We start from the raw sequence: 18,689 nt of genomic DNA, 5'->3' as shown, positions 1-18,689 counted from the left end.
GAGCAGGTTGAGCAACAAGGGGCCAAGGCCGTGATCCCGAGAAAGCGTAACTCCGTGAAAGGCCACGCGGATCTGGACAGAGGCCTTTACCGCAACCGGCACTTGATGGAGAACGCCCTCGCCCGGCTAAAGCACTACCGGGCGGTGGCATCTCGGTTCGACAAACTCAAGAGAAATTACGAAAGCGTCGTGGCCATGGCCTGTGCCTTTCTCTGGTTACCTATGTGAAACGGCAACAGACCCTAGCCGACGCTCACGCCTACCGGGAGCTAAAACAACACCGCGAGGCTGTAGCCATTCGGCGCTGAGTATCAAATGGTCTTCTCAAGCGCGCTCAGCAACTGCTCGATCTTCTTCTCATTGCGCTTGTAGTAAGTCCAGGGGCCAACGCGCTGGGATGTAACCAGCTGAGCTCTCTGAAGGGCTGCGAGGTAGTTTGATACGGTCGACTGGGACAGCCCTACTCTTTCCTGGATGATGCTCACGCACACACCAAGCTGATCAGGATCTGCTTCCTGCTCAGGAAAGTTCTTCCTTGGATTCTTGAGCAGGGTGAGGATGGCGAGGCGTGTTGGATTATCCAGAGCCTTTAGCGCTTCGCTGAGGTCGATGTTCATAGTCAATGACACATGGCTGGTTTTCGCTATTTTACGATATTTCAATTTTAGTTGCTGCGCGCACTCCGACGAGGCGCGCAGCCCTGGCGCTGTCAGCCTTCATAGAAGGGGTAATCAATGTAACCTTTCTCGGTACCACCATACATGCTGCTGGCATCCACTGGGTTTAGCGGCCAGCCATTGGCGATCCGTTGCGGAAGGTCTGGATTGGCAATGAAGGGGCGACCGAAGGCAATTAAGTCAGCCCAACCGGCGTCGATCGCTGCGACAGCGCGCTCCGCCGTGTACCGCCCCGCATAAATAATGCGACCACTGAAGACCTCTCGTACCGCGTTGCGGAATGTAGCTGGCAACTCCGGAGCCTCATCCCAGTCTGCTTCGGCCAGCGACAGGTAAGCGACACCGATTTCCTCGAGTACCTTGACGGCCTCGATGTACGTCTCGTGTGGATTATCTTCCAAAAGGCCCAGATAGACCCGAAGCTCATCGGTGCTTGCGAACAGTGGAGCAAATCGCACGCCCAAACGATCAGCGCCCACCACGTCAGCGACAGCGTGTGTTATCTCGCGCAGGAATCGCAGACGGTTCTGCAGGCTTCCACCATATTCATCCGTGCGGCAGTTGGTGTGTGCTGAAATGAATTGATTTACCAGATAGCCATTAGCGCAGTGCAGTTCTACCCCATCGAAACCAGCCTCTAAAGCATTACGCGCTGCTGTGGCGTAGAGCTGGACGAGCTCTTTCACCTCTGCAGTGGAAAGCGCCCTTGGCTCAGACGGATCAGCCAGGGTACCCGTACCAGGCCCCGTTTCGATGAACACTTTCACGCTACGGGCTGGCAGTGCTGATGGCGCTACAGGAGCATCGCCATTTGGCTGCAGCGAGGTGTGGGACACCCGGCCAACGTGCCACAGCTGCGCAAAAATTACGCCGCCCTCTGCATGTACCGCTTCGGTGACCTTCTTCCAGCCTTCGATCTGTTCTTGACTGTGAATTCCCGGGGTCCAAGCATAGCCCTGGCCTCGCGGCTCGATCTGAGTTCCTTCTGTGACCATGAAACCCGCACTGGCTCGTTGTCGATAGTAGGTAGCCATCAAGTCGTTGGGAATGTTCCCCGGCTGCGAGCTACGCGAGCGAGTGAGCGGCGGCAACACAATACGGTTACGGAGATCATAGGGGCCGATCCTTGTCGGGCTAAACAGTTTGTTGATACTCATTATTAAATCCAGATATCTAAAAATACAGATCTAACGAGACGCTTCGCCTCACTTCAGAGACGGCTTTAGCTCAACGCGCTTCCAGTAGGAGAGTTGATTGAGGGACTGCCGAATGGCAGCAACTCTAACCCATATATCTAGAAATGCAAATATATAGATTCAAAGATCACCCCGAGAACCTGGAGTGCTTCGCAACCCTGCACACGGAGAATACCCTGCCGCTGGGAGTGGGGCAGCGTGTCGCTCCTGGCTTTCAACAATGTCAGCCAAGGCTTCCTCCCCACATACCCGAGGTACACCGACAGCAGGAGCCATGCAGCCAGGGGAACCAAGACAAGGAACACCTATTTGGCGTCACGACTCAACGCAATCCGCACTGCTCGTTAACGGTAGAGTTTCGCCAGTGCCAAACCTGATGGGCAGTCCCTCAAGGTGCCAGCCGTTCGCGAATCCAGGCCTCGCCCTTGAAGCGGTAATTGAGGCGGTCGTGCAGGCGGCTGGGACGACCCTGCCAGAATTCGATGCGTTCCGGCAGTAGGCGGTAGCCCCCCCAGTGCGGAGGGCAATGGGGAGTCTGGCCCTGGAAGCGTTTTTCGGTTTCCGTCAGCAGGCTTTCCAGCTCGGCGCGGTCGCGAATCACCTTGCTCTGTGGCGAGGCCCAGGCGCCGATACGGCTGCCCAAAGGACGCACCTGGTAATAGCCATCGGATTCGGCAGCGGTCACGCGCTCCACGCGGCCTTCGATGCGCACCTGGCGTTCCAGGCTGGGCCAGAAGAAGGTCATGGCGGCGAACGGGCGTGCTGCCAGTTGCCGGCCCTTGGCGCTGTCGTAGTTGCTGAAGAAGGTGAAGCCGCGCTCGTCGAGGCCCTTGAGCAGCAGTACCCGGCAGTGCGGGCGGCCGTCTTCGTCGACGGTGGCCAGGGTCATGGCGTTGGGTTCGACCGGCAGTTGCTCGGTCTTGACCGCGTCATCGAACCATTGACGAAACAGGGCAAAGGGTTCCAGCGGGGCCTGGGCTTCGCTCAGGCCGTCGCGGGTGTAGTCGCGGCGCATATCGGCCAGGGTTTGGGTCATGGCAATTCCTCAGGGCAGGGCCAGAAGCCAATCCGTCTGGTTTCTAGTGCCTGCCCGCGCAGGGTGGAAATGCCCGCAAGCTTACTCCGACTTGCTCACTTTTCCTTGATCTGCGGCAGCTACCTTGGGTGCATCCTTGAGCTCCGCCTTGGCCGGCTGGCTGTACTTGGCGATCAGACCCTGCATGGTGTCACGCGAAGTCAGGAGAATCTCCACGCGGCGGTTGAGTGCGCGACCGGCCGCGCTGTCGTTGGCCGCACGGGGTGCGTCGGAGCCCAGGCCCATGACCTGCAGGCGGTTTTGCTTGAGGCCGCTGAGGCGGAAGATGGACGTCACGGCCCGCGCACGCTGCTGGCTCAGGTCGCGGTTCTGGGCGTCGTCACCGCTGCTGTCGGCATGGCCGAGCACGACCACAGCAACGTCTTCGTCGCTTTCCAGCAACTTGGCTACGCGGGTGATGGGGCCGAGGCTGACCGGTAGCAGCATGTGCGGGCGATCCGGATTGAACGAGCCCTGTACCGGGGCGGTGACCACCAGCAGGTTTTCGCGGCGTTCGAACTCGAAGTGGCTGCCCTTGACCGCTTCACGCAGTTTCGGCTCGTACTCGTCGAGCCAAGCGCGGGTAACTTGAGGCGGTGGCATCACTGCCGGCTTGGCGACTTCCTTCTTTTCCGAGCCGGCGCAGCCCGCGATCAGCAGGCAGCAGGTAAAGGCAAAAATCTTGTTGGCACGCATGTAGCCCCCGGGGTCAAACAGATCTAATGGTCGATTCGTTATCAGGCTGTTGAAAAACTACCTGCGTTGCCATTGCTGCGTTAAAAACAGGCTCAAAATGCTCATTTACAACTCGTAAACTGCGCTTTTTCGCCTGTTTTTGCCTTGCACTGGCTGCCTCGCCTACGTTTTTCAACGGCCTGTTATGGTTGGTACTGAACGGTTGGCGCAAGTTTAGCCGTTTCAATCAGATACAGTCCGTAATCTGTCGCGCAAGTTTCTGCGCGCGGGGGTCCATCAAGACGAACGGTCCTAGATTGTTGGTGACGAAACCGAATGCCAGGTCTCGTTCCGGGTCGGCAAAACCACTGGAGCCACCAGCGCCGGGATGACCGAAAGCCTTGGCGCCCATGCCATAGGTGGCATTGGCTACGTCGGCCTGATCGAGCATGCAGCCCAGGCCGAAGCGGGTGCGAGTCAGCAGGGTCTTGTCGTCACCGACGCTGTGCTCGCGGGTCATTTCGCCCAGCAGGTCAGCATCGAGCAGGCTGCCGTCGAGCAGACCGGCATAGAAACCCGCCAGGCTGCGCGCGTTGCCATGACCATTGGCGGCCGGCTGCTGCATGCGCCGCCACTCCGGCTTGTTGGTGCTGGTCATGATCGACGGCGGGTTGGTGAACGAGCGCGTGCTCATGGCATTGGCGTCACTCATCATCACCTTGAGCAGGCGCTGCGCGGCGGCATCGCCGAGGTTGCCCTTGCCGCGAGCGATATGGGCGACGCGCTGGAACTCGCTGTCAGCCAGGCCGACATGGAAATCCAGCTCCAGTGGCTTGGCGATGCGCGCAGCGATGCTCTCGCCCGGGCCACGGCCTTCCACACGGCGAATCAGCTCACCGATGAGCCAACCATAGGTAATGGGCGCATAACCATGACCCTCGCCCAGCGGCCACCAAGGCTCTTCAGCTGCCAGCGCGCCGGTCATGGTCTGCCAGTCGTACAGCGCCTCAGCGGGCAGCGCCTGGCGCAACGCCGGCAAGCCGGCCTGATGGCAGAGCAGGTGACGCACACTGATGCGCTGTTTGCCGGCTGCAGCGAACTCCGGCCAGTAGCGCGCCACCGGCGTATCCAGGTCGAGCTTGCCCTCGCCCACCAGTTGCAGGGCCACCACGGCGGCGAAGGGTTTGGTGCAGGAGAACAGATTGGCGATGGTGTCGCTGTGCCAGGCCTGCTGGCCGTCCTTGTCCATGACTCCGGCCCACAGGTCGACCACGGTTTCCCCGCCGACCTTCACGCACAGGGCCGCGCCCCGTTCCTGCGCGTCGTCGAACAGTGCGGCGAATGCGTCCCTCACCGCTTCGAAGCGCAAGTCGAAATAGCCCTGAATCTGCACGCTGTTCTCCTGTTTCGCTGCTTATCTCAATACTGCCAATGATGGCAGCCGCCTATCATGCAATGTTCTGAAACTTCATAAAATAGCGATCTTCGATTGGTTTTTCCTATGATGAAACAAATGCGGCCTGATATGACCAATACGCCCTGAATAGCGCAGCTACGGTGGATACGTAGTCGTCAGGCCGCCTTGGATTCGACGCCCGGTACAGGAGAAACCAGTGCTCTACCTACTGTCCCTGATTGCCCTGGCTGCAATACTGGCACCAGGCCTGACGCGTCTGCTGGGTGCCCGCACTGGCTGGCTGCTGATGCTGGCACCGCTGGCGGCCTTTATCTGGTTCATTCAACAAATACCGCTGATCGCCGAAGGCGGCGCGGTGATACAGAGCGTCAGCTGGATTCCGGCGTTGGATATCAACCTGAGCCTACGCCTGGACGGCCTCTCGCTGGTATTTGCCCTGCTGATCAGCGGCATCGGCAGCCTGATCGTGCTGTACGCCGGCAGTTACCTGTCCAGCCACGCCCACCTCGGTCGCTTTCATGCCTACTTGCTGGTGTTCATGCTGGCGATGCTCGGCCTGGTGCTGGCCGACGACCTGGTAGCGATGTTCGTGTTCTGGGAGCTGACCAGTATCGCCTCCTTCCTGCTGATCAGTTTTCAACACGACAAAGCGGTATCGCGCCGGGCGGCGCTGCAGGCGCTGCTGATCACTGGTGGCGGTGGTCTGGCATTGCTGGCGGGGCTGATTCTGCTCGGTGGCGCGACGGGCAACTGGCAATTCTCCAACCTCAGCGCCGAGCAGATCGAAGGCCATGTGCTGCTGCCGGCCATCATGGCGCTGGTACTGCTGGGCTGCTTCACCAAGTCGGCGCAGGTGCCCTTCCACCTGTGGTTGCCCAACGCGATGAACGCGCCGACGCCGGTGTCGGCCTATTTGCATTCGGCAACCATGGTCAAGGCCGGTATCTACCTGCTGGCGCGACTCAATCCGGTACTCGGCGGCTCGGTCGGCTGGGGTACGCTGCTGATCACCATTGGCGCCGCCACGGCGGTGCTCGGTGCCTTCCTGGCCTTCCGCCAGACCGACCTCAAGCGTTTGCTGGCTTACACCACGGTGACCGTGCTGGGCCAGCTGACCATGCTGATCGGCACCAACACCAGCTATGGCCTGCAGGCGTTTGTGCTCTATCTGGTGGCGCATTCTCTCTATAAAGGCGCGCTGTTCATGGCGGTCGGCGCCATCGACCACGCCACCGGCACCCGCGAGCTGGCACGCCTGGGCGGTTTGATCCGCTTCATGCCGTTGACTGGTGCGGCAGTAGCCCTGGCGGCATTCTCCAATGCCGGCCTGCCGCCGTTTTTCGGCTTCATCGCCAAGGAGTTCAAGTACACCGGCCTGATCGAGATGGGTCATATCGGCTGGGCGGTAACGCTGGTGATGATCCTTACCAACGCCCTGCTGTTCGCCGCTGCCGGCCTGGTCTTCCTACAGACCTTCCTCGGCAAGCGTGGCGATTACCCGCGCACGCCGCACGAAGTCGGCTTGCCGATGTGGCTGGGGCCGATGCTGCTGGCCATCGGCGGTTTCCTCCTCGGCGCCTGGAATGCCTGGCCGGAGACCTGGCTGGTGAACAACGCGGTGCAAGCCGTGGCGCGCGGCCCGGTGGATGTGCACCTGTATTTGTGGGGCGGCATCACTCCAGCGCTGTTGGCCAGCTTGCTGACCGTATCGCTGGGCGTGCTGTTCTACGTGATGCGCGACCGCGTACGGCAGGCGCTTGATCGTGCCAACGCGGCCTGGAACGTCAGTGGTGACCTGCTCTGGGATCGTTTGCTTAAACGCGTTTTCCACTTCGCCGGTCTGCTTGCCGCCCGTTTCCAGCACGGCTCCTTGCGTCAGCATCTGGTGCTGCTGGCCCTGGCGGTCGGCGGCCTGCTGGCGGTCGGCTTGTTGCCGGCGCTGCCGCAACTGCTGCAGGGCAGCTACAGCCCGATCTCGCCGCTGGGCCTGGCCGGCTGCCTGTTGGCACTGGCCGGCGGTGTGGCAGCGGCGTTCCTGCCTGGCCGCCTGACCTTGCTGGCCGCGCTCGGCGCCTGCGGCCTGGGCCTGGCACTGGTGTTCGTCTCGGTCAATGCACCGGACGTGGCGATGACTCAGCTGATGGTGGAAACCCTCAGTCTGATCTTCCTCGCCCTGGTGTTTCGCAAGATGCCCACCGTGCCGGCCAGCGGCGCCCGCACTCCCTGGAAGCGCCGCCTGCATGCCGGCGTGGCGATTCTCTTCGGCCTCAGTGTGACAGGCGCCCTGCTGCTCGCAGTGAGCCTGCCGCTGCCAGGCGACATCGCCCAGTGGTATCAGGACAACAGCCTGCCGGGTGGTCATGGGCATAACGTGGTCAACGTGATTCTGGTGGACTTCCGCGCCTTCGACACCCTCGGCGAAATCCTCGTGGTCGCGCTCTCCGCCCTCGCCGCAGCCAGCCTGCTGGGCACCGGCCAACGCGTCGGCAATGAACACAGCGGCGAAGACGCCTTCAATTCGCCACTGCTGCGCCAGGGCCTGCGCCCGCTGGCCTGGCTGATGCTGGCTGGCTCGCTGCTGCTGCTGTGGCGCGGCCACAACCTGCCGGGCGGTGGTTTCATCGGTGGCCTGGTGGCGGCCTGCGGCCTGATTCTGCTGGTGCTGACCTATGGTCACGGACAGATTCGCCGCGTACTGCCCGTGGCCCCCGCGCAGTTGATCGGCATTGGCCTGGGCTGCGCGGCGGGCGCCGGTATCCTCGGGCTGATCGCCGGCAGCGCCTTTCTCACCGGTCTGTGGACTTTCCCCGGCGGCTTGCCGCTGGGTACGCCCCTGCTCTTCGATGTCGGCGTATTCCTCACCGTGTTCGGCTCCGCCCTGCACATGATCGACAAGCTCACGGGAGTTCGCCAGTAATGGAATGGCTAGCTGCAATCACCACTGGTGGCCTGGCGGGTCTGGGCCTGTGGATGCTTCTGGATCGCAACCTCAAGCGCGTCGTGCTGGGCGTCGTGGTCCTGGGTAACGCAATCAACCTGGGGGTTCTCACCGCCGGCCGTTTCTTCGGTGAACGCCCGGCCTTCGTCGAGGCCGGCAACGCTGCCAGCACGGCCAACCCACTGCCGCAGGCGCTGGTACTGACCGCCATCGTCATCGGTTTCAGCCTGTTCATCTTCACGCTGGCACTGCTCAAACGCACCCGCGAACTGCACGGCGACAAGACCACCGACTCGGTCAGCGCAATCACCGAGCAACCGGCACCGGACTGGCACGACAGCGAGCACGAACAGGACGCCCATGGTACGGAGGCTCGCCGATGAATCACGCGCTACTGGTTGCGCCGGTCCTCGTTCCCCTTTGCAGCCTGCTGCTGGCGATCATCCTGCGCCGCCACCTGCAGGCCGTGCGCGTGCTCAGCCTGAGTGGCACCGCACTGCTGCTGGCTGTAGGCCTGGTGCTGGTCTGGCAGGCCGCGCAAGGCGTGGTGCTCAGTGGCCAGGTCGGCGGCTGGCAGGCGCCCTTCGGCATCAGCCTGGTGATCGATCGCCTGTCGGCGGTAATGATCGCCATCAGTGCCCTGGTCGCGCTGGTCACCCTGCTCTATGGCGTGGCCAAGGACAACGACAGCACCATCGGCCGCGACTTTCACCTGTTCATTCAGGGTCTGCTGACCGGCATCTGCGGCGCCTTCATCACCGCCGACATCTTCAACCTCTATGTCTGGTTCGAGGTGCTGTTGATCGCCTCCTTCGCCCTGATGGCGCTTGGCGGCGGCAGCCGCCGGCTGGCCGGCAGCATGACCTACGTGGCCCTTAACCTGTTCGCCACGCTGATCTTCCTGCTCTCCGCCGGCCTGGTCTACGGCGCCAGCGGCACGCTGAACATGGGTGAGCTGGCCATGATCATGCGCAGCGGTGAGGCGCCACCGGGCGTGACGCCGGCGCTGCTGCTGATGCTGCTGTCGTTCGCCATCAAGGCTGCGCTGTTCCCGGTGTTCGGCTGGCTGCCGGCCACCTATCACGTCGCCCTGACAGCCGTGTCGGCGATGTTCGCAGGCCTGCTGACCAAGGTCGGCGTCTACGCGCTGATCCGCCTGGTGACCCTGCTCTGGCCGGAGCATGGCCTGCCGCATCAACTGCTACTGTGGGTCGCCTGCGCCACCATGCTGGTGGGTGTGCTGGGCGCGGCGGCGCAGACCGAGGTGCGCCGGATCCTGTCGTTCCACATCGTCAGTCAGGTCGGCTACATGATCCTCGGCCTCGCCCTGGCCACCCCGCTGGCGCTGGCCGGTGCAGTGTTCTACCTGATCCACCATATCGTGGTGAAGGCCAACCTGTTCTTCATCGGCGGCCTGGCGGCACGCATCTGCGGCTCCGAGCGCCTGGCCGACATGGGCGGGCTGTACAAGCGCATGCCCTGGCTGGCGCTGCTGTTCGCCATTCCGGCGCTGTCGCTGGCGGGTATTCCGCCGCTGTCCGGTTTCTGGGCCAAGTTCCTGCTGGTCAAGGCCAGCCTGGATGCCGCTGCCTGGTGGGCGGCGGGCATCGCCCTGCTGACCGGTGTGTTCACCCTGCTATCGATGAACAAGATCTGGAACGAGGCCTTCCTCAAGCCTCATCCGCGCGGTGAAGAGGCGCTGCAAAGGGTGACTGGCATGCGCGCGGCCTGGGTGGGCATGAGCGCCCTGGCATTGCTGACCGTGCTGATCGGCCTCGGCGCCGGCCCGCTGATCGACTACGCCGTAGCGGCCGCCGCGCAGCTCGCCGACCCGCAAGCCTATCTGCAACCCTTCACTGGCGCAGGAGGTACCTGATGCTGTTCATCATCCATTTGCTGGCCAGCGTCGGTCTGGCCTGGAGTCTCGGCGCCGGCCATCTCGGTGGCGGTCTGCTGGCCTTCGCCCTGCTCTACCTGCTCGCTCGCCTGCTGGGCCTGGCAATCGGGCGCCTGCGCCGTTACGCACGCAGCCTGGAGCATGGTGTGAGCTTCTGCTTGTGGTTCATTGCCCAGGTGTTCCTCGCGACTTACCACGTCGCCACTCTAGTGCTGGCGCGTCGGGTCGATGTGGAACCAGCAGTGCTGGCCTACCCGGTGACCCGCCGCGAAGTGGACAAGGTGACCCTGCTCGGCACCCTGCTGACCCTTACCCCCGGCACCCTGGCCCTGGATTATGACGAGGAGCAAGGCCTGCTTTATATCCACGCACTCGATGCCCGTCACCGTGAGGACGTGACCGAAACCCTCATCGAGCTGGAACGCCGTCTGTTGGCCTGGCTCGACGCCGGCAAAGCCGAAGGAGTAACGCCATGACCCTGCACCTGGCCGGCGCCGCCTGGGTATTGCCCTTGGCTGCAGCCATGCTCGCACTGAGCGGTTTGATCAGCCTCTATCGCCTGCTGCGCGGCCCGAGCCGCCCGGATCGGGCGGTGGCCATCGACGCCCTCACCCTGCTGGCGGTCGCCGCCATGGCGCTGCTGTGCCTGATGCGCGGTGAGGCGCTGTTCATCGACGTCGCCGTGCTGCTGGCACTGGTGTCGTTTCTTGGAACGGCAGCCTTCGCCTTCCTGTTCGATGACGCTCACAGCCAGATGCCGGAGAAGAGCGAGGAACGCCCATGAACGAAGTACAAGCCTGGCTGGCCTCGCTGCTGGTACTGAGCGGCGCAGTGATCTCTCTGCTTGGCGCGATTGGAGTGCTGCGCCTGCCCGATAGCTACAGCCGCATGCATGCGGCGAGCAAGGCCGGGGTTCTCGGCGCGGTCCTGTTACTTGGCGCAGTGGCCTTGGCCAGCAGTGGCGAGCTGGCACTGGAGGCCTTTATCGGCCTGCTGATTCTGCTGGCCAGCGCACCGCTGGCCGCTCACGCCATCGCCCGCGCTGCGCACCGCGCCGGCATTCGGCCGACGCTCGGGCGGTTGGGTGATGAGCTGGAGCAGCGCAACAGGGGCGGTGAATAGATCAGTCAGTCAATCTGCCGGCGGAACGGCGGCAAGGCATTGAGGATGGCCTTGCCGTAGCGTTGGGTCACCACACGGCGATCCAGCAACGTGATGGTGCCGCGGTCGGCCTCGGTGCGCAGCAGGCGGCCGCAGGCCTGCACCAGGCGCAGCGAGGCGTCCGGCACGGCGATTTCCATGAAGGGATTGCCGCCACGCGCCTCGATCCACTCGGCCAGCGCCGCCTCCACCGGGTCATCCGGCACGGCGAAGGGAATCTTGGCGATCACAACATGCTCGCAGTAGGCGCCGGGCAGGTCGACACCCTCGGCGAAACTGGCCAGGCCGAACAACACGCTCTCCTCGCCTGAATCGACGCGCGCCTTGTGCTTGTTCAGGGTTTCCTGCTTGGACAGGTTGCCCTGGATGAACACCCGTTTGCGCCAGTCGCGATCCAGGCCGTCGAACACGTCCTGCATCTGCTTGCGCGAGGAAAACAGCACCAGCGTGCCGCGACTGCCGGCCACCAGGTTCGGCAGCTCGCGGATGATGGCCGCCGTGTGCGCAGCCGCCTCGCGCGGGTCGGCCTTCAGATCCGGTACCCGCAGCAAGCCGGCATCGGCATGATGAAAGGGGCTCGGCACGATGGCGCTGACCGCCGCCTTGGGCAGCCCGGCACGCATGCGATAGCGGTCAAAGGTCCCCAGCGCGGTCAGCGTCGCGGATGTCACCAGGCAGCCATGGGCGACATTCCACAGATTGCGGCGCAGGGTCTCGGCGGCGAGGATCGGGCTGGCGTTGACCTCGATATCGAACAGCGCACCGCTCTCGGCCAGGGTCAGCCAGCGTGCCATCGGCGGGCTTTCTTCCGGGTCTTCAGCAGTGAAGGCCAACCATAGTTCCCAGTTGCCCTTGGCACGCGCCATCAGGCTGCCGAACAGCGGATACCACTCCTCGGCCTGGTGGCTGGCGATACCCACGGCGCCCTCGCCGTCCATGGCCTCCTTGAGCAGCTCGGTAACGCCGGTGAACAGGTCATTGAGCTTGGAGAAGCCCTTCTTCAGCTCCAGCCCCAACTCAGTCAGGTGCTCCGGCACCACACCGCCGACGAAGCGGTGACGCGGGCGCTCGCGGCCTTCCATGTCTTCGCCGGCCTTGAAGTCGGCGATTTCTTCGCAGGCGGTGAACATGAACTGCTGCTGGGTCTTGAGCTCGCGGGCCAGCTCCGGCACCTGTTCGATCAGGCGGCCGAGATCGCCCGGCAACGGGTTCTGCGCCAGCAGCTTGGTCAGGTTCTTGTCGATCTGGGTCAGCCAGTCGGCGGTGGAACGCAGGCGAGTGAAATGGGCAAAGTGGCCGATGGCCTTGTCCGGAAGGTGATGGCCCTCGTCGAACACATAGATGGTCTCGCGCGGGTCAGGCAGTACTGCGCCGCCGCCGAGCGCGAGGTCGGCTAGCACCATGTCGTGGTTGGTGACGATCACGTCGACCTTGCCCATGCCCTCGCGCGCCTTGTAGAAGGCGCACTGCTGGAAATTCGGGCAGTGGCGGTTGGTGCACTGGCTATGGTCAGTGGTCAGTTGCGCCCAGCGCACGTCCTCCAGCTCCTCCGGCCAGCTGTCGCGGTCGCCATCCCATTTATTGCCGGCGAGCTTTTCGATCATCGCGGTGAACAGCTTCTGACCCTGTTCATCCACATCGATGCGAAAACCTTCTTCCTCGAACAACTGCGCGGTGGCGCTCTGCGCGGCGCCGTCCTGCAGCAGGTGGTCAAGCTTGGACAGGCACAGGTAGCGGCCACGACCCTTGGCCAGGGCGAAGCTGAAATTCAGGCCGCTGTTACGCAAAAGATCAGGCAGATCCTTGTGCACGATCTGTTCCTGCAGTGCCACGGTGGCGGTGGCGATCACCAGGCGCTTGCCAGCGGCCTTGGCGGTGGGGATGGTGGCCAGGCTGTAGGCCACCGTCTTGCCCGTACCGGTGCCCGCCTCGACCGCGACCACGGCCGGATCACCCAGACGTTTGCCCTCGTCATCGGTCTTGATGGTGCCGAGCACCTTGGCGATTTCGGCGATCATCAGGCGCTGGCCATAACGCGGCTTGAGCGACTTGGCTTCGAGAAAGCGCGAATAGGCGCCCTGGATCTGGGACTTGAGTTCGGTACTGAGCATGGATTCTGAAACGAAAAAGGCTGGATAAATTTTCAGTATTCGCGGAGCGGCCGCTATCATAGCGCGCCTGTCGATCTGGCGCTGAGTCGCGTGCCAATCGAATGAACCGACCTGCCAAACGGCCCCCTGGAGATACCGCATGACACCCTACGCACCACTCTATGCGCTACACCTGCTGGCCGCCGTCGTATGGGTTGGCGGGATGTTCTTCGCCTGGATGATCCTGCGCCCGGCGGCGGTGGACATACTGGAGCCGCCAGCACGCCTGCGCCTATGGCTGAGTGTGTTCAAACGTTTTTTCGTCTGGGTCTGGATAGCGGTAGCAGTCCTGCCCCTGACTGGCATCGGCATGCTGCACATGAGCTATGCCGGTTTCGATGCCGCACCGCGCTATGTGCACATCATGATGGGCTTGTACCTGGTGATGCTCGCCCTGTTCCTGCGTATTCAGGCACTGCAGCTACCGGAGCTGCGGCGCGCCGTTGAGAGCGAGAACTGGCCGGCAGGCGGTGAGATGCTGGGGCGAATTCGCAGACTGGTCGGCAGCAACCTGCTGATCGGCCTGGCGCTGATGACGCTGGCGGCCATGCGCCCGACATTCTGACTGCTGCTGCCTGGCGAACCCAGGCAGCAGCGATGATTCAGAAACGGAAGACCTGCACGGCACCACTGCGGCCCGCCGCACCTTCGCGCCCAGGCTGGCCAGGCTTGCCATCGGCCGCACCCTCTACGCCGTAGAGCAGGCAGCCCTTGGCAGCGCCCCCACGACCGGGGCGCCCCGCCGAACCGGCGGCACCACCCGCGCCGCCATCGAGCAATACCTGCATGCGCTCGACCTCGACATGGTGCGGCACCTCCAGCACCACGCTACCGCCTGCAGCACCTTCATGCCCATCGGTGCCGTCCTGACCATCGTGGCCAGCACTGGCCTGACCCCAGGTGCAACCACCCGGCTGCCCATGCGCGCCATCGAGCCCGGCATAACCCGGTCTGCCCTGACCACCACGCACATCGAGAGTCAAGGATTCGAATGTCAGCTTGTGCAGCTTGAGCTTGATCTCCCGCCCAGCCGTGGCTGGCCGGGTGTAAGTACCAGCGGCACCTTTGGCGCTGATCCAGGCGCCCGGGCCGATATTGGCGTCCTCTACCACCAGTCGCAGTGGCTGATCGCTGGGCGCAACGCCAATATGCGCGTCGCGGCCCATCAGCAACTCACCGATATGCAACTCGGTCACCGTTGCCGGGATCATCAGGGTCGCCTGATCCGCCACTTCCAGCCGTTCGAGCTGCAGGCTGCTACTGGCGACCGGCAAACGCATCAGCGTATTGGACGCCACCGTGACCTGCGTAGCGGCCAACGACGGACCTGCGAACAGGCAGAGCAACAGAGCGAGACTACGCATGAGCCGCCTCCTCGAGCACTGTAGCAGCAGCGCTTTCAGGCCCTTGCTCGGCCTTCAGCGGATAGAGGTGAAAAATGCCGAACAGCAGGACCTGTACACGATCCAGCCAGGGGCTAGCGCGACCGGACAGGAGCCCCGAGAACAGCCACAGCTGCACCCCATGTAGCAGCGCAAGAAAGCCCGCGAGCAGATAGACGAGCTGCTCGAACGGCGCGCCAAAACGCTTGGCCAGCGCCGCTGCAAATACCAGCCAGAAGGCCAAGGCCAACGCCTTGCCCATCATCAACAATGCTTTCATCCCCGCCCTCTTGCTCTGGTTTTTCTAATAGCGCTGCACGTTAACCGGTCGCGGCCCGGACCACCAGAGCGAGGGAATATTTTCCGCGACCTCAGCTATCACCAGCCGCAAAAGCGACACCCCCCAGGCCTATGATGACCTGTGGGGCGCCCCTGCGCTTCAACGGGAAACGTACAACTCTACGCGGCGGTTCTGTGCGCGGCCGGCATCACTGCCGTTGTCCGCCACCGGTTGGTTCTCACCACGGCCTTCTGTACTGAGCTTGCCGGCAGGCACACCCTGGGCGATGAGAAAGTCGGCAATACTGCGTGCGCGGCGTTCGGACAACCCCTGGTTGTAGGCATCAGAACCAACGCTATCGGTATGCCCGCCGACATTGACTGCGACCAGACTGGCACCGGTCAGACGGGTACTGACATCGGCAAGCAGGCGCCTCGCCTCAGCCGTCAGTTCGGCTGAATCGAACGCGAACAGCACATTTCCCAGGTCGCTGAGAACGATGACCTCATCCTGCGCCTGCTGCTCCATCGCCGGCTCGGCCGCAACACTGGCGGGGTATTGCGGCAAAGGGCAGCCGTTATGGCCTACCGCAGTACCGGCTGGCGTGCCGGGGCAGCGATCACGGCGGTCGAACACACCGTCGCCATCTTCGTCGCCGTCCTGCGCATAGCAGATGATGGTTCCCAGCAGAGCACCGGCTACCGCGCCGCCTGCAGCCCAGGTGGAACTTTCGATTGCGCCGAGGCCGCCACCGGCCAGGGCTCCAATCGCACTGCACAGGGGCCAGTTCCCCTGATTGAGCGGCGCGTCCCCCGTACTGGAAGTCGTGGCACAACCCGAGAGAACACTGCTGACCAAGAGAAAGGGTAAACCCTCGAAAGCTTGATTCTCATGGCGGTGTCTCCTGTGATACCGGCATGTTGCCGGTATCACGGGAGTAAAGACGGCGACAGGATTTCAGACAAGAAAAGGCCCGACCGATGGAAATCGGTCGGGCCTTCGCGGGTGACGCCTGAGTTGGCTTACACGAAGCGCCTTACGGCTGAGCTTCGACCTCGGCTTCCACGCGACGGTTGATGGCGCGACCATCAGCAGTGGCGTTGTCGGCAACCGGGCGGCTCTCGCCATAACCCACTGCCTGCACACGACTGGACTCGACACCGTACTGGTTGACCAGAACGTCACGCACGGCACTGGCACGGCGCTCGGACAGGCCCTGGTTGTAAGCATCGCTGCCCACCGAGTCGGTGTGACCTTCAACCACGGTGCTGGTCTGCGGGTACTGTTTCATGAAGTCGGCCAGGGCTTTGATGTCGCCATAGCTTTCCTGCTTGACCTCGGCCTTGTCGAAGTCGAACTTGACGTCCAGTTCGACACGGACGGCTTCGGCCGGCTCGGCAACGGCGACCTCCTCGACAACGACTTCTTCGACGACGACAACCTGCTGCGCTTCGGCACCGTGCACCCAGCAATAAGCTGCGCCAAGACCAGCACCGAGCGCAGCACCAGCGCCAGCCCAGGTAGAGCTTTCGATTGCCCCTAACGCCGCACCACCAACACCGCCTACAGCTGCGCAGGTGGGCCAGTCGGTTTTCTGCAGGCCGGCGCAACCGGTCAGCAAGGTACTAGCCAGAATCAGGGGTACTGCGTTCCTTGCGATACTCATACTTTAGGTCTCCAATGTTCATCGGCCCATAACCGACTCGATAGTAGTAAAGACAGGAGTTGTACAATCCGCCAGCTATAGCTTCTGCGGATAATTTTCTCTCACTCTAGGCCTGATACCGACACCACGTTAGTCTTTGCAGACTTTTCGAGGAAGTTCGATGACCGCCAGCCTTAGTACCCGTACTCCACAACAAGCCATTGCGGCACTGCTTGCCCGCTATGCCCGCGAGAAACTGCTGTTACTCGGCGCAAGCGAACTGCCCGCAGTCAGCGCCTTTCACAGCGCCCACCCGCAGTGTCAGGTCACCACCGCACCTGCTGCTCCCCTGGCACCGGAACTGGCCGCACAGCGCTTCGACCTGGCAATTCTGGTCGACTGTCTGGAGCACTTACCCAAACGCGATGGACTGCAACTACTGGGTGGCATTCGCAACCTCAACGCCAGCCGGGTCGCCGTGTTGCTCGACCTCAAAGCAGGTGATTGGCAGGAAACCGACTTTTTCGCCCTGGCCATGCAAGCCAGTGAGCAGTTCCAGCGCGAGGGACAGACCCTGCATCTGTTCACCTATGATCTACTCGATTACAAGCAAGTTCCCGATTGGTTGAACGCGAAGTTCTGGGCTAATCCACAAAACTTCGGCAAATACTGGTGGTAGAGCGATGAACCCACTCGATCCCAATTGCCCTTGTGGCAGCGGTAATTCGCTGAGCCAGTGTTGTGGTCACTATCACGCGGGTACCCACGCGCCCAGCGCGGAACTGCTGATGCGCTCGCGCTACAGCGCCTATGTACTGGGCCTGGTGGATTATCTGGTGGCCACTACCCTGCCCGTCCAGCAGCCGGCGCTCGACCGCGACGCGATGGCTGCCTGGAGCGCCCAAAGCACCTGGCTCGGCCTGGAAGTCGAAGGCAGCGAAGTATTCGCCGGCAAGCCAGAACATACCCAGGTCAGCTTCGTCGCCCGCTGGCACGATGACAACGACGAACATCGTCACCGCGAATGCTCCGCTTTCGTTCAGGTGGACGAACGCTGGTTCTTCCTCGACCCGACGGTGCCACTGAAAGCCGGACGCAATGATCCTTGCCCCTGCCAGGGCGGGCAGAAGTTCAAGAAGTGCTGTGCGCCCTACCTGAATGCCTGATTAGTGTTAATCCTGCTTTCTGCTTGAGTTGATACGTCCCGCGAGGACACTCAACAAGGAGAAAGCCATGCACAAGAAAAGTGGTATCGCTCGGCGGCCAACGTACGCGTGACACGCAATGGAGAACGCATTCACGCCAATTTCGACGGCACGCCAACGGATTACGGCAAGTCCCTGCTGCAATTGCTCGATGCCGGTGATCTGGCCTACCAGGGAGCCAGCCAGCTCAATAGTGACGGTAAATGGCAGTACAACTGGTTCTTCTTCCTGCCCCTGGGCATGGCCCTGGAGAACCGCAAGAGCGTCGAACTGCTGCACTTCCCACCGGACTACTCACTGACTCAGGCTCAGGATTATCTGCGTTCGAGCACCACGGATCGCTGAGCCTCGCTGCTCAGTTTCAATGGCGTACAGCAGGAACACACCCCCGCTTACCAGACCATCATCGACATCGCACCCATTGCCGCCCCGGCCAGTGCCGGCAGTGCCCTGGAAGGCGTTTATGGCTACTTCACCAGCTATCAGCGGCGCATGGTCAGCGAGCTCAGCGGCGGCTCTGGCGATACCCGCCTGCCGATGGTCGCCTTTGGTGCGCCGGTGCGCAGTTGGATCACGCAGCAATACGGGGTGAATCTGCCGGTGCTGGGCCTCGGCCAGATAGAGGCGAGGCCTGGACAGTAGGTCCCCGTGCTCGGCGCCAATCATCCAAGCTATATCTGGTATGCGGCCGATCCGGCCAACAACAAGGGCAGCGAGGCTGCCGCCAACGCAGCAGGGATCAAGGTCATGGGGCAGGATCTGAGCGCCGCCTGCTGGCAGGCCAACATGGGCCGGCAACCGGCAGTTGATCCGCAGCAAACGCTCAATACCTGCACAGAGAAATGGCAGGTGACGGAGAAACTGCAAACCTGCGAGCTGTTCTTCACCAGCGTGCGTAACCTCAAACTGAAGAGGCCGCCGCCAAGTGCAAGGCGGGCTAGCAGCCCTGAGCGCAAAAACGCCGTGGTTGCCTGGGCAGCTCACGGCGCTT

General features: G+C 62.6%; 19 protein-coding genes and 2 pseudogenes. 11 read left to right on the top strand and 10 right to left on the bottom strand.

Annotation, left to right across the window (positions count from 1 at the left end; genetic code table 11):
• Window positions 1-228, top strand: a pseudogene (locus DBO86_RS24910) (IS5/IS1182 family transposase); the annotation flags it as partial.
• 83 nt (window positions 229-311) lie between these two features.
• Here the strand turns inward: DBO86_RS24910 and DBO86_RS24905 are convergent.
• The 5 genes from DBO86_RS24905 to DBO86_RS24880 all read right to left on the bottom strand — a co-directional run bounded on the left by DBO86_RS24905 (window position 312) and on the right by DBO86_RS24880 (window position 5,016).
• Window positions 312-617, bottom strand: a complete 306-nt coding sequence (locus DBO86_RS24905) for an ArsR/SmtB family transcription factor (protein ID WP_004423824.1) — start codon at window positions 615-617, stop codon at window positions 312-314.
• A 92-nt stretch (window positions 618-709) separates the two neighbouring features.
• Window positions 710-1,834, bottom strand: coding sequence for an alkene reductase (locus tag DBO86_RS24900; protein ID WP_108235165.1), 1,125 nt, complete (start codon window positions 1,832-1,834; stop codon window positions 710-712).
• Window positions 1,835-2,261: 427 nt separating this feature from the next.
• Window positions 2,262-2,909, bottom strand: a complete 648-nt coding sequence (pdxH, locus tag DBO86_RS24890) for a pyridoxamine 5'-phosphate oxidase (RefSeq protein ID WP_074860415.1) — start codon at window positions 2,907-2,909, stop codon at window positions 2,262-2,264.
• Window positions 2,910-2,990: 81 nt separating this feature from the next.
• Window positions 2,991-3,644, bottom strand: a complete 654-nt coding sequence (locus tag DBO86_RS24885; protein ID WP_004423819.1) for an OmpA family protein — start codon at window positions 3,642-3,644, stop codon at window positions 2,991-2,993.
• A 226-nt stretch (window positions 3,645-3,870) separates the two neighbouring features.
• Window positions 3,871-5,016 (bottom strand): serine hydrolase domain-containing protein, encoded by a 1,146-nt coding sequence (locus DBO86_RS24880; protein ID WP_108235163.1) that lies wholly within the window; start codon window positions 5,014-5,016, stop codon window positions 3,871-3,873.
• 220 nt (window positions 5,017-5,236) lie between these two features.
• Between DBO86_RS24880 and mbhE the strand changes: the two genes are divergently transcribed.
• Genes mbhE through mnhG form a run of 6 tightly spaced genes read left to right on the top strand, consistent with a single transcriptional unit; the run spans window position 5,237 to window position 10,997 of the window.
• Window positions 5,237-7,957 carry a hydrogen gas-evolving membrane-bound hydrogenase subunit E gene (gene mbhE, locus DBO86_RS24875; RefSeq protein ID WP_108235162.1) on the top strand — a complete coding sequence of 907 codons (2,721 nt, stop codon included), beginning with the start codon at window positions 5,237-5,239 and terminating at the stop codon, window positions 7,955-7,957.
• Window positions 7,957-8,361, top strand: coding sequence for a sodium:proton antiporter (locus tag DBO86_RS24870; RefSeq protein ID WP_104727071.1), 405 nt, complete (start codon window positions 7,957-7,959; stop codon window positions 8,359-8,361). The genes mbhE and DBO86_RS24870 overlap by 1 nt, the downstream gene beginning before the upstream one ends.
• Entirely contained in the window at window positions 8,358-9,854 is a 1,497-nt protein-coding gene (locus tag DBO86_RS24865; RefSeq protein ID WP_108235161.1) for a proton-conducting transporter transmembrane domain-containing protein, read from the top strand. The genes DBO86_RS24870 and DBO86_RS24865 overlap by 4 nt, the downstream gene beginning before the upstream one ends.
• On the top strand, window positions 9,854-10,351 hold the full coding sequence (locus tag DBO86_RS24860; protein ID WP_108235160.1) for a Na+/H+ antiporter subunit E: 498 nt from the start codon (window positions 9,854-9,856) through the stop codon (window positions 10,349-10,351). Before DBO86_RS24865 ends, DBO86_RS24860 begins: the two co-directional genes overlap by 1 nt.
• Window positions 10,348-10,659 carry a monovalent cation/H+ antiporter complex subunit F gene (locus DBO86_RS24855; protein ID WP_004423813.1) on the top strand — a complete coding sequence of 104 codons (312 nt, stop codon included), beginning with the start codon at window positions 10,348-10,350 and terminating at the stop codon, window positions 10,657-10,659. Before DBO86_RS24860 ends, DBO86_RS24855 begins: the two co-directional genes overlap by 4 nt.
• Window positions 10,656-10,997, top strand: a complete 342-nt coding sequence (gene mnhG, locus DBO86_RS24850) for a monovalent cation/H(+) antiporter subunit G (protein WP_004423812.1) — start codon at window positions 10,656-10,658, stop codon at window positions 10,995-10,997. The genes DBO86_RS24855 and mnhG overlap by 4 nt, the downstream gene beginning before the upstream one ends.
• A gap of 5 nt (window positions 10,998-11,002) precedes the next feature.
• Here mnhG and dinG read toward each other — a convergent pair whose 3' ends face one another.
• On the bottom strand, window positions 11,003-13,147 hold the full coding sequence (dinG, locus tag DBO86_RS24845) for an ATP-dependent DNA helicase DinG (protein WP_108235159.1): 2,145 nt from the start codon (window positions 13,145-13,147) through the stop codon (window positions 11,003-11,005).
• 139 nt (window positions 13,148-13,286) lie between these two features.
• Here dinG and DBO86_RS24840 point away from each other — a divergent pair, with 139 nt between their 5' ends.
• Window positions 13,287-13,751, top strand: coding sequence for a CopD family protein (locus DBO86_RS24840; RefSeq protein WP_108235158.1), 465 nt, complete (start codon window positions 13,287-13,289; stop codon window positions 13,749-13,751).
• 37 nt (window positions 13,752-13,788) lie between these two features.
• Here DBO86_RS24840 and DBO86_RS24835 read toward each other — a convergent pair whose 3' ends face one another.
• The 4 genes from DBO86_RS24835 to DBO86_RS27390 form a co-directional block, all read right to left on the bottom strand.
• The gene (locus DBO86_RS24835; RefSeq protein ID WP_084341331.1) at window positions 13,789-14,550 is read right to left on the bottom strand and encodes a collagen pro alpha-chain precursor; all 762 of its coding nucleotides are present in this window, start codon (window positions 14,548-14,550) and stop codon (window positions 13,789-13,791) included.
• A complete protein-coding gene (locus tag DBO86_RS24830; RefSeq protein WP_108235157.1) occupies window positions 14,543-14,848 on the bottom strand; it encodes a DUF1145 domain-containing protein in 306 nt (101 codons plus the stop codon). Before DBO86_RS24830 ends, DBO86_RS24835 begins: the two co-directional genes overlap by 8 nt.
• A 159-nt stretch (window positions 14,849-15,007) precedes the next feature.
• Window positions 15,008-15,706, bottom strand: coding sequence for a PA1041 family peptidoglycan-binding anchor lipoprotein (locus tag DBO86_RS24825; protein WP_108235156.1), 699 nt, complete (start codon window positions 15,704-15,706; stop codon window positions 15,008-15,010).
• 178 nt (window positions 15,707-15,884) lie between these two features.
• Window positions 15,885-16,514, bottom strand: a complete 630-nt coding sequence (locus DBO86_RS27390; protein ID WP_108235155.1) for an OmpA family protein — start codon at window positions 16,512-16,514, stop codon at window positions 15,885-15,887.
• Window positions 16,515-16,674: 160 nt separating this feature from the next.
• On the opposite strand from DBO86_RS27390, the gene DBO86_RS24815 reads away from it, so the two are divergent.
• From DBO86_RS24815 to DBO86_RS26965, 3 genes and pseudogenes are all read left to right on the top strand, one after another.
• Window positions 16,675-17,172: a DUF6231 family protein gene (locus DBO86_RS24815; protein ID WP_074859763.1), complete on the top strand. Its 498-nt coding sequence runs from the start codon at window positions 16,675-16,677 to the stop codon at window positions 17,170-17,172.
• 4 nt (window positions 17,173-17,176) lie between these two features.
• Window positions 17,177-17,659 (top strand): YchJ family protein, encoded by a 483-nt coding sequence (locus DBO86_RS24810; RefSeq protein WP_004423800.1) that lies wholly within the window; start codon window positions 17,177-17,179, stop codon window positions 17,657-17,659.
• A gap of 90 nt (window positions 17,660-17,749) precedes the next feature.
• Window positions 17,750-18,639: pseudogene (locus DBO86_RS26965) on the top strand (hypothetical protein); the annotation flags it as partial.
• Between the last annotated feature and the right edge of the window lie 50 nt (window positions 18,640-18,689).

This window comes from Ectopseudomonas oleovorans (assembly GCF_003052605.1).
Taxonomy (GTDB): Bacteria; Pseudomonadota; Gammaproteobacteria; order Pseudomonadales; family Pseudomonadaceae; genus Aquipseudomonas; species Aquipseudomonas oleovorans_A.
The sequence above is the reverse complement of the archived record's forward strand: the minus strand, read 5'-3'. Positions and strand labels throughout refer to the sequence as shown.

Coding starts and splice junctions, on each gene's coding strand:
- DBO86_RS24905 (WP_004423824.1), bottom strand. CDS start 617: ATGAACATCGACCTCAGCGAAGCGCTAAAGGCTCTGGATAATCCAACA.
- DBO86_RS24900 (WP_108235165.1), bottom strand. CDS start 1,834: ATGAGTATCAACAAACTGTTTAGCCCGACAAGGATCGGCCCCTATGAT.
- pdxH (WP_074860415.1), bottom strand. CDS start 2,909: ATGACCCAAACCCTGGCCGATATGCGCCGCGACTACACCCGCGACGGC.
- DBO86_RS24885 (WP_004423819.1), bottom strand. CDS start 3,644: ATGCGTGCCAACAAGATTTTTGCCTTTACCTGCTGCCTGCTGATCGCG.
- DBO86_RS24870 (WP_104727071.1), top strand. CDS start 7,957: ATGGAATGGCTAGCTGCAATCACCACTGGTGGCCTGGCGGGTCTGGGC.
- DBO86_RS24865 (WP_108235161.1), top strand. CDS start 8,358: ATGAATCACGCGCTACTGGTTGCGCCGGTCCTCGTTCCCCTTTGCAGC.
- DBO86_RS24860 (WP_108235160.1), top strand. CDS start 9,854: ATGCTGTTCATCATCCATTTGCTGGCCAGCGTCGGTCTGGCCTGGAGT.
- DBO86_RS24855 (WP_004423813.1), top strand. CDS start 10,348: ATGACCCTGCACCTGGCCGGCGCCGCCTGGGTATTGCCCTTGGCTGCA.
- mnhG (WP_004423812.1), top strand. CDS start 10,656: ATGAACGAAGTACAAGCCTGGCTGGCCTCGCTGCTGGTACTGAGCGGC.
- dinG (WP_108235159.1), bottom strand. CDS start 13,147: ATGCTCAGTACCGAACTCAAGTCCCAGATCCAGGGCGCCTATTCGCGC.
- DBO86_RS24840 (WP_108235158.1), top strand. CDS start 13,287: ATGACACCCTACGCACCACTCTATGCGCTACACCTGCTGGCCGCCGTC.
- DBO86_RS24835 (WP_084341331.1), bottom strand. CDS start 14,550: ATGCGTAGTCTCGCTCTGTTGCTCTGCCTGTTCGCAGGTCCGTCGTTG.
- DBO86_RS24830 (WP_108235157.1), bottom strand. CDS start 14,848: ATGAAAGCATTGTTGATGATGGGCAAGGCGTTGGCCTTGGCCTTCTGG.
- DBO86_RS27390 (WP_108235155.1), bottom strand. CDS start 16,514: ATGAGTATCGCAAGGAACGCAGTACCCCTGATTCTGGCTAGTACCTTG.
- DBO86_RS24815 (WP_074859763.1), top strand. CDS start 16,675: ATGACCGCCAGCCTTAGTACCCGTACTCCACAACAAGCCATTGCGGCA.
- DBO86_RS24810 (WP_004423800.1), top strand. CDS start 17,177: ATGAACCCACTCGATCCCAATTGCCCTTGTGGCAGCGGTAATTCGCTG.